This window comes from Ruthenibacterium sp. (assembly GCF_017421385.1).
Lineage (GTDB): Bacteria > Bacillota > Clostridia > Oscillospirales > Ruminococcaceae > Ruthenibacterium > Ruthenibacterium lactatiformans.
Map to the genome: position 1 here is coordinate 46,392 of NZ_JAFOIN010000070.1, position 9,060 is coordinate 55,451.

12 protein-coding genes are annotated in these 9,060 nt (G+C 59.3%); 1 reads left to right on the forward strand and 11 read right to left on the reverse strand.

What is annotated here, in order from left to right; translation table 11 throughout:
• Positions 1 to 42: 42 nt before the first annotated feature.
• From IIY41_RS07370 to IIY41_RS07420, 11 genes are all read right to left on the reverse strand, one after another.
• Positions 43 to 435 carry a Fur family transcriptional regulator gene (locus IIY41_RS07370; protein WP_009324581.1) on the reverse strand — a complete coding sequence of 131 codons (393 nt, stop codon included), beginning with the start codon at positions 433 to 435 and terminating at the stop codon, positions 43 to 45.
• Between the two features lie 118 nt (positions 436 to 553).
• Positions 554 to 1,432, reverse strand: a complete 879-nt coding sequence (locus tag IIY41_RS07375; RefSeq protein WP_009324582.1) for a GNAT family N-acetyltransferase — start codon at positions 1,430 to 1,432, stop codon at positions 554 to 556.
• Positions 1,433 to 1,525: 93 nt separating this feature from the next.
• On the reverse strand, positions 1,526 to 2,020 hold the full coding sequence (locus tag IIY41_RS07380; RefSeq protein ID WP_009324583.1) for an HrpE/YscL family type III secretion apparatus protein: 495 nt from the start codon (positions 2,018 to 2,020) through the stop codon (positions 1,526 to 1,528).
• A 5-nt stretch (positions 2,021 to 2,025) separates the two neighbouring features.
• Complete coding sequence (gene coaD / locus IIY41_RS07385; protein ID WP_009324584.1) at positions 2,026 to 2,520, reverse strand: pantetheine-phosphate adenylyltransferase; 495 nt, start codon at positions 2,518 to 2,520, stop codon at positions 2,026 to 2,028.
• A 35-nt stretch (positions 2,521 to 2,555) separates the two neighbouring features.
• Positions 2,556 to 3,104, reverse strand: coding sequence for a 16S rRNA (guanine(966)-N(2))-methyltransferase RsmD (gene rsmD / locus IIY41_RS07390; RefSeq protein WP_009324585.1), 549 nt, complete (start codon positions 3,102 to 3,104; stop codon positions 2,556 to 2,558).
• A 194-nt stretch (positions 3,105 to 3,298) separates the two neighbouring features.
• On the reverse strand, positions 3,299 to 5,149 hold the full coding sequence (gene uvrC / locus IIY41_RS07395; protein WP_058722850.1) for an excinuclease ABC subunit UvrC: 1,851 nt from the start codon (positions 5,147 to 5,149) through the stop codon (positions 3,299 to 3,301).
• Between the two features lie 299 nt (positions 5,150 to 5,448).
• The gene (locus IIY41_RS07400; RefSeq protein ID WP_009324587.1) at positions 5,449 to 5,712 is read right to left on the reverse strand and encodes an HPr family phosphocarrier protein; all 264 of its coding nucleotides are present in this window, start codon (positions 5,710 to 5,712) and stop codon (positions 5,449 to 5,451) included.
• Positions 5,713 to 5,935: 223 nt separating this feature from the next.
• Positions 5,936 to 6,667 carry a tRNA (guanosine(37)-N1)-methyltransferase TrmD gene (gene trmD / locus IIY41_RS07405; protein ID WP_117473004.1) on the reverse strand — a complete coding sequence of 244 codons (732 nt, stop codon included), beginning with the start codon at positions 6,665 to 6,667 and terminating at the stop codon, positions 5,936 to 5,938.
• Positions 6,651 to 7,184, reverse strand: coding sequence for a ribosome maturation factor RimM (rimM, locus tag IIY41_RS07410; protein ID WP_009324589.1), 534 nt, complete (start codon positions 7,182 to 7,184; stop codon positions 6,651 to 6,653). The genes trmD and rimM overlap by 17 nt, the downstream gene beginning before the upstream one ends.
• 27 nt (positions 7,185 to 7,211) lie before the next feature.
• Positions 7,212 to 7,862, reverse strand: a complete 651-nt coding sequence (locus IIY41_RS07415; protein ID WP_050004900.1) for a pentapeptide repeat-containing protein — start codon at positions 7,860 to 7,862, stop codon at positions 7,212 to 7,214.
• 117 nt (positions 7,863 to 7,979) lie between these two features.
• Positions 7,980 to 8,117, reverse strand: coding sequence for a hypothetical protein (locus tag IIY41_RS07420; RefSeq protein WP_009324591.1), 138 nt, complete (start codon positions 8,115 to 8,117; stop codon positions 7,980 to 7,982).
• Between the two features lie 247 nt (positions 8,118 to 8,364).
• On the opposite strand from IIY41_RS07420, the gene IIY41_RS07425 reads away from it, so the two are divergent.
• Positions 8,365 to 8,994 (forward strand): cytidylate kinase-like family protein, encoded by a 630-nt coding sequence (locus IIY41_RS07425; protein WP_009324592.1) that lies wholly within the window; start codon positions 8,365 to 8,367, stop codon positions 8,992 to 8,994.
• The last annotated feature ends 66 nt before the right edge of the window (positions 8,995 to 9,060 follow it).

A 9,060-nucleotide genomic window follows, 5' to 3' on the forward strand; every position in this document is an offset into this window, starting at 1 on the left:
ATGTACAGCCGCAGCGCGGCTTCCGGCAAAATCAGCGCGGACTTACACCTTGCCCGCTTTGGCACACTCCGGGCACAAGCCGCGGAACACAATGTCGTGAGAAACACCGGAGTACCCGGTCTGGCGTGCCACGGCCTCGTCCAGCGCAGCGCTCCCGGACGCGGGTGCGTCTGCGAAACAGCCGCACTGGGTGCATATGATGTGATGGTGTTCCAAAAGCATATGGTCGAACCGGTCTGCGCCGCCGGGCATCTTGATATGCCGCAGCAGGCCATCCTCAGACAGGCTGCCGAGGTTGCGGTATACCGTCGCCTTGCTTACCGTGGGATGGCTGCGCGCCACTTCGGCATAGACCTCCTCCGCTGTGGGATGGTTGGCAAGACGAAACACGGCGTCCAGCACAAGCTGCTTCTGGATGGTGTTGCGTTTTTCCATAATGGGCTCCTTACTTACTCCCTCGTTCAAGGGAAGGATATGGTTCTTTATTGATATTTTATACTATTTAGCACAAAATGTCAAGCAAAACTGCAAATTTATTTTCCGCGCCCGCTTCTCATCCGGCACGCACAGGCGCACGGAAGTAATCCACCTGGAACGTCACGCAGAAGCCCAGCTTTTGGTAGATATGATAAGCGGGTGCGTTGCCGGAATCCACGTCCAGCACTACGCCGTCCCGCATGGCCCGGGCCTCCGCCAGCGCAAGGAGCATCAGCTCCTGCCCCAGCCCCTGGCCGCGCCGTCCGGGCGAAATGCCTACACCATACAAAAACGCCCGGCCGGGATGCTCCCCCAGGTTGATGTGAAACATGCCCACGGGCGCGCCGTCCAGCATGGCCAGATAAGCCGCGCGCTCCGGGTTTTCCACCGATGCCGCCACATAGTTGTCCACATCCGCTTCACCCATATCATTTTCCAGAAACAGGCGGTAGGGTTCCGCGCCGTCCGCGTCCACACGTTGCAGTGCCAACCGTCCTGCAGGCACCGGCGCAGGACCTGTATATTCCATCCGGTATTCCGAATGGCTCCATACACAGCCGGGCGTTGTCTCCAGCACGGCGCGCCCCCCTGCGGAGCGCGGCTCCACCGCAAACAAAAATTCCGGAATGCCCGCTGCCCGGCACCGTGCGGCGGCACGGGCGCACAGCGCCTTGAAGTATCCCCTGCGCCGGTGGGCCGGATGGGTAAAAGCCACCACCTCCGCCTGTTCCCGCGTGGGCAGAAACAATGTCAAAAACGCGGCGGGTGCATCCTCCGGGCCGGGCGCGTCCTGCGGCCACGCCAGATAAAAGCATGGCAGCGCGCGGTCAAAGTTCAGCTCGTTGGACAGCCATGCCCCGTTCTCCAACGCTTCGGGTGCGCAGGCGGCCTGCTCCAGCGCGCGCACCTGTTCCGTCTGACGCGGCGTCAGCACGGCAGTTTCGAATATGTACAAACGCATCCTCCTTTTCCGCCGTCCCCCAAGGGGCGTCAAATAAAAAAGCGCCCGCCCCGGAAGGTCTCCAGCAGGCGGGCGCTGCACAGCGCATTATTCGGGCTTCTGAGGCTGGGCGGCGGGACGTACCGTAGCTTTTTTACCGCTTTGGCGCAGCGTGGAGCGCACGGTCTTTACCTCCGTCATACTCTTGGCAAGCTGCTCCTCGGTATGGCGCAGCATGTTTTCGCAGTAATTGGTAACCGTGGTGCGCATCTCGCGGCTCTGGCTCTGGGCGCTGGTCAGAATCTCTGTAGCCTTCTGCTGGGCGGCCTTTACGATGGCCTCCTGGGCCACCATGGCGCGGGCGCGGTCCTCCGCGCGCTTGACAATGGCTTCAGCTTCCTTCTTCGCGCTTTCCACGATATCCGCACGGTCCTGTACAATGGCCTTGGCCTGGCGGATCTCCGCAGGCATGTTCAAGCGGATATCGTCGATGATATCGCGCACCTTCTCCACATCCACCATGCGCTTGCCGCCGGTGAAGGGCAGATTGACGGCCTCCTCCAGCGTTTCATCCATTACATCCAGCAATTCGTCGATGTTCATAATGGTCACTCCTTTGCTCGCCCCTGTGTGAGGCGTTCTACGATGTCTTTACAAATGCCGTCCGGCAGGAAATCGGTGACGTCGCCGCCAAAGCTGGCCACCTGACGCACCATGCTGGACGAAAGGTACATATATTCCGGATCGGTGATGACGAACATGGTCTCCAGCTCCGGGTTGAGCTTTTTGTTGGTGAGCGCCTGCTGGAATTCAAACTCAAAATCCGTTACGGCGCGCAGGCCCTTGATGATGGTGCAAGCGCCGACATTGTGGGCATATTCGGCCAGCAGGCCGGTGTAGACGTCCACTTTCACATTCGGGATATGCCCTGTGACGCGCCGCAGAAAATCCGCGCGCTCCTGCGCCGTGAAGGACGGCGTTTTATTGGGGTTCACCATCACCAGCACCGTCACCGCGTCAAACAGTTTTGCGCTGCGCTCGATGATATTTAAATGGCCTTTGGTAACGGGGTCGAAGCTGCCGGGGCAGATGGCGATGCGCATGCGCACGCCCTCCTTTTCTGTGAATTGCAGAGCGCTCAGAACTCCGCGTCGGCCTCGTAGCGCGCCAGCGCCACTGTGCCGTATTTGTATTGTTTTCTCAGCGTCAGCGTGCCGCAGCGCTCGGGCAGGGGCGCGCCGTGCTCCGTTTCCGCCAGCACCGTCCCGCCCGGAGCCGTCACGGCCGCCACAGCAGGCAGCAGCGCGGCTACGGTACCCTGACGGTACGGCGGGTCCAGCAGCACAAGATCGAACCGTTCCCGGCATGCGGCCAGATACATCTCTGCGGCCGTTTCCGCCACGCTGGCTTTTTCAAACAGGCCGGCGGCCTTCAGGTTTTGCCGCACCACCGCACAGGCCTCCCGGCTGCTGTCGATAAACACACAGCGCGCAGCACCGCGGCTGAGCGCCTCGATGCCAAGCTGGCCCGAACCCGCAAACAGGTCCAGCACACGGGCGCCCGCCAAAAGGAACTGGACGGCGCTGAACATGCCCTCCTTGACACGGTCCACCGTGGGCCGTGTGATCTCTTCACCGGGCAGCGCGGCCAGCCTTGTGCCGCGCGCGGTACCGGAAATAACGCGCATCTCATTCTCCTTATACGCACGGGCGGCCTTGCCGCCGCACCGCACATCCTTTCTTTCCGCCTTTTGCGGCCGCTGCGCGGGCAAGTGCGGGACAAGCCTTGATTTCTTTACTCATTATCGCCGTTTGCAGGCATTTTGTCAACTTCCTGCCGGTTACAGAATTGCTCTTTTCCAACGTGCCGCTCCGTGCTTCTTTACGTCTCGGCGGAAGGCTGCTCCGGCTGCGGGTGAAAATGGGCATACACGGCCCGCGCCGCCGCCCTGCTTACGCCTTTGGCCCCGGCAAGCTGTTCCTCGCTGGCCTCCTTAACGGCAGACACCGTTTTGAAATGGGCCATCAGCGCGCGGCTGGTGGCCGGGCCGACGCCCGGCACGCTTTGCAGCGTGGAAGAATAGGCGCGGCTTTTCTGCATGCGCCTGCGGTAATCGTTGGCCCAGCGGTGCGTCTCGTCCTGAATGGACGTCACAAACGTGAATACGCCCCTGTGCATGGCCAGCATGATCTCTCCGCCTGCGGCGCTCACAAGGCCCCGCGTGCGGTGCTTGTCGTCCTTCACCATACCGAACATGGGAACATCTGCAAGCTGTGTGCCCGCCAGCGCGGCCTGCACGGCGCTTACCTGCCCTCGCCCGCCGTCGATGAGCAGCAGGTCCGGCTTTATGCCGAACTGCCCTTTTGCGCCCTTTTCGTATTCGGCGGCGCGGCGCGCCAGCGTTTCGGCCATGGAAGCATAATCGTCCGTACCCGCCACGGTGTTCATCTTGAAGCGGCGGTAGCCCGCTTTTTTGGGTTTTCCGTCCTCAAACACCACCATACCCGCCACGCTTGTGCCGTCGCCCCAGTTGGAGATGTCGTAGCTCTCGATGATCCTGGGCGGCTCTTTCAGGCCCAGCAGCACGGCCAATTCGTCCAGATGTTTCTGTTCGCGGGCATAGCGTCCGCTCTCCCGTGCCAAACGTTCCACGGCATTGGTGCGCGCCATCTCCACCAGACGGGCGGTATCGCCCCGCTGAGGCACATACAGCCGCACCTTGCTGCCCCGCGTCTCGCCCAGCAGGCGCGCAAGCTCGCCCGAACCCGCGGGCAGCTCATCCACGGCAATGCTCTTCGGGATGAACTCGTTGTCCTCCAGATAATAGCGGGGCAGAAACTCTTCCCGCAGGGCGGGGATGTCTTGGGTGTCGTGAAACAAAAACTCCCTTTTGTCCACCAGACGTCCCTCTCGGAAACGCAGAATGGCCGCGCATACAGCCGACGCGGTGCCCGCGAAGGCCACCACATCCTGCTCGTCCACCTCGCTGCGCACCACCTTCTGGCCCCGGCTCACCTTTTCAATGGCTGCGATCTGATCCCGGATGAGCGCTGCACGTTCGAAATCCAGCCGTTCGGCTGCATCGGCCATGCGCTCGCGCAGCAGCTTGAGGATCTCCCCCTGGCCGCGCCGTATCATATGCACGGCACTCTGCACAGCTTCATTGTAGTCCTCCCGGGAGATTTTTCCGCTGCACACGGCCATGCATCGGCCGATGTGCGCGTTCAGGCAGGGACGGCCTTTGCCGATATCCTGGGGGAATTTTTTGCTGCAGCGCGGCAGGCGGAACACATTGCATGCGGTCTCCACCATTTCGCGCACGGCAAAGCTGGAGGTATACGGGCCGATGTAATCGGCATTGTCGTCGTCCTTTTGCAGCGCGGCCGAAATGCGCGGGTATGCTTCCCTTGTCACCTTCACATAGCTGTATCCCTTGTCGTCCTTCAATAAAATATTGTACTTGGGCTTATGCTGCTTGATCTGGCTGCATTCCAACACCAGTGCCTCGAACTCGCTCTGCGTGACGATCACATCGAACTCAAAAGCGTTCTGGATCATTTTCGTCACCTTGGCGTCATGCGGCACGCCCTCGCGGAAATACTGCGAGACACGCGTGCGCAGACGCTTGGCCTTGCCGATATAGATGATCTCGCCGGTCTTGTCGCGGATGATATACACTCCCGGCAAAAGCGGCAGCATTTTTGCTTTTTCCCAAAGCTCACGCTTCGTCATGCGCGGCCTCCTTTTTTACATTGCTGACAAATACTCTGCGGATAGCTTGCCCCGTGCGCCGCAAAAAAATATGCGCCGCCCAACGGGCGGCGCACCTCACGCAAGGAAATTTATTCGCTGAAACCAGACTTCACCGGCTTGATCCGTCGGCCTTGCGCCGCGCGCGAAACCGCTTACGCGCACGGCGCGCAACGATTCCGAATGAAAAGGGAATCCGCCCTTTTAGAGGCGTTCGTCGTGCGGCCTGCGCTTTGCTGCACAAAACTGCATGACTTCGCCGTCGGCTTTCCCCGTTTCACTTATTCACTGAACCCGGAATTCACCAGTTTGATCAGGCCTTCGACAGCGGCCTGCTCGTCCGCGCCGTCAGCGATGATGCGAATCGTCGTACCGCCCACGATCCCCAGGGACAAAACGCCCAGCAGGCTTTTCGCGTTCACACGGCGCTCTTCCTTCTCCACCCAGATGGAGGATTTGAACTCATTGGCTTTCTGGATAAAAAACGTTGCGGGACGTGCGTGCAGACCAACCTGATTCTCCACGGTAACTTCTTTCACAAACATAACGAAACGCTCCTATTGTTTAATATTACTTAAAAAATACCAAACCCAACTTACCTTTGCACCTATTTTATACCAAATACCCGAGTTGCGTCAACAACTTTGGGTGCTTTGCACAATTTTCTGCAACAATGACACAAACAGCCGACCCGCCTTCCCCTTTCTTTGGCTATAATCACCAATTAGTTTTCAACATAGTCGGCGCATTATACAAAACGCTGAAGTTTTATTTATCTATTTTCGCCATTGACTTTTCTTCGTATTTCTCGTATAGATCCGGACGGCGGGTGCGCGTGCGCTCCAGTGCCTGTTCATGCCGCCATTTTGCGATGTTTGCATGGTGGCCTGAAAGCAGGATCTCCGGCACGCGGCGGCCGTTCCATTCCTCCGGGCGGCTGTACTGGGGATACTCAAGCAAGCCGCTGTAATGGCTCTCCTCCTCGTAGCCTTCCGGGCTGGAAAGCACGCCCGGGCACAGGCGGCACACGCTGTCCGCCACCACCAGCGCCGCAAGCTCGCCGCCCGTGAGCACGTAATCTCCAATCGAGATCTCTTCGTCCGCCAGCGCCTCAATGACGCGCTCGTCGATGCCCTCGTAATGGCCGCACACCAGCAGGAGGCTGTCCTTTTGGGCAAGCTGCTTGCACTTTTCCTCTGTAAGCGGCGTGCCCGCAGCCGTCATAAAAACAACGTGGGGCCGCGCATGGCCCGCTTCCTCCATCTGGCGGATGACATCCACACAGCAGTCGTAAATGGGCTGCGCCTGCATCACCATACCCGGCCCGCCTCCGTAGGGGTAGTCGTCCACCTGCTTCTGCCGGTTCGTCGTGTAGTCCCGGATCTGATGGCAGGCAAGCTCGATGTACCCGCGCTGGCGCGCACGGCCGATGATGCTTTCACTCAAAACGCGCTCACACATCTCGGGAAACAGCGTGGCGATATCAATCCGCATCGTCATTTCCCCCATCGTTTGTGAACATGCCCGGGATGGGGCGCACCGTCACCACGCCCTGCTCCGGCGAAAGCGTATCCAGAAATTCCGGCACGGCGGGGAAGAGGAACGTCTCGCCCCCGCTGTTTTCCACCGTGTAAACGTCAATGGCTGCCGGATGCTCCACCGCAGTGATCACACCGTATTCCACGCCGGTATCCGCGTCCTTCACCGTGCAGCCCACGATGTCCTGCACAAAATAGCGTCCCTCCGGCAATTTAACGTCCGCGCGGGAAAAATATGCCACCTTGCGGATGTACGGCCGTGCCGCGTCGATGCTGTCCACACCCTTCAGCTTCACAAGGCACATCCCCTTGTGCGCACGCACAGCCTCCACCTTCGTCTCCCGGCCGCCCTCGGGCGTAAAGAACAAGCGCGGCAGCGCGGCCACGAACTCTGGTCCGTCGCACCATGGGTACAGCTTCAGCTCACCCATCACGCCGTGTGTGGTGACGAATTCGCCCGCTTCGATAAATTGTTTCATTTTGAAAACCTCCTTGACGCGCCGCGCTCATTCGATGATCACGCCCAGCAGTTTGGCCAGTTCACAGGCCTGCACCGGCGTCACCTTCGCGCCGCGCAGCTCTTCCTCGCCGGAAAAGCCCGCGCCCTCGATATCACAGGTCGTCAGATCCTGTCCGTTCAGACTGGTGTGCAAAAACTCCGCCTGTACCAGGCAGCAATCCTGAAAGCGGAACACACTGCGCCGCTTTACATCCCAAAACACGGCGCTCCGCAGATTGTCTTTGCGGAAGATCACGTTTTTGAACACAGCTTCGCTGAACACAGCGCCCTCCGCGACGCATTCCTCAAGCGTCACATCGGAAAGCACGGCTGCCGCAAAATTCACCCCCGAGAGCTTACACCCCCGCAGGCGCACCTTCTGGAGCGTAGCCTCCAGCAGCTTTGCTCCGGAAAGATCGCAGTTTTCAAACACCGCGTTCTGGAACCACGCGCCCGAAAGCGCCGCCCCGGTGAAGCGGCAGTTCGTAAATATGCACGCCTTGTATTCCGTCTTTTCCAGCTGGTGTCCCGCCGCGCTGCCGCCCGCGAAGGCGTAACCGTACACCGGCTCCTCATAAGCCGCCGCCATAGCCAGCGCTTCTTCCAGCGGGATCGCCGTCTCCATTTCCCGGGGCAGGACAGGCTCCATGATACGCATACCGCGCCCTCCTTCCCGCTTCAAAAATCAAGCCGGAAGCGGCTGCCTCCGGCTTGATGCTGCATTGTTCCGCCGCCTGCGCACGTACGGCGCAGGCAGGCTTATCGTCCTTGCTCCTCAGCGGATATGGGGCTTAACAGGCTTTTTCGCCAGCAGCAGGCCGACGACACTGAAGACGATCGCCGTGACGGAGACCACGGTGCCGACGATGCCAAGCACAAAACCTACGATACGAAATGCGCTTCCTCTTTTCATGTGCGCCAACTCCTTTCCGCAGGATGGGCGGCGCTGTGCCGCCTATCGGTGTTGTCGTTATCAGTATACTATATTTTTCACGCGCTTGCAAGAAATTCCTGTTTTTTGCGCAAACAGGCGCATTTGTGCTTTTTGTATATAATATTCGCTAACATTCATTATTATTTTATTTATTTCACCGTATTCCTGTGTTATAATAAAAACAGGGAAAGTTTTCCTTCACCGTTTTTGAAAGGAGATGTTTTGTATGTCACGGCACTATGTCATCACCATCAGCCGCCAGTTCGGAACGGGAGGGCGCGCGATCGGAAAAGCGCTGGGCGCCGCCTTGGGGGTGCCCGTATATGACCGGGAGCTGCTGGAAGAGGCCGCCCGGACATACTGCATCCCCGTGAGCGTGATGGAGCGCAATGACGAGACCGCGCCCAGCCGCGTGCTGGAATCTTTTGCGCTGAGCGCCCCGTCCCTGAGCATGCTGACCGGCGCGGTGGATTATTCCACCATCGTCACCTCAGACACCACCTTTGCCTGGCAGTCCGCCACCATCCGCCGGCTGGCCAAAGAAGGTCCGTGCGTTATCATCGGCCGGTGCGCGGACCATGTGCTGCGCGGCACGCCGGGTGTGGTCTCGCTGTTCCTTTATGCCGATTACGAGGCCCGCGTGGACCACATCACCCAGAAATACCAGCTCTCCCGCGGGGACGCCACCATTCTTATCGACGAAACAGAAAAAGAGCGTGCCCGCTACTACAAGCGCCACACAGGGCAGGAATTCGCCCGCATGGAAAATTACGACCTCTGCCTGAACACAGCCAGCGTCAACCGCGAAATGGCGATTCTGCTGCTGAAAGCCTTTGTCGAAAATCAGGAAAACTGACGTCTTTCGTCATTTTCTTTTCCCTCCTCATTCTCCCACGGTAAAAGAGGCGCGGCATGCAATGCA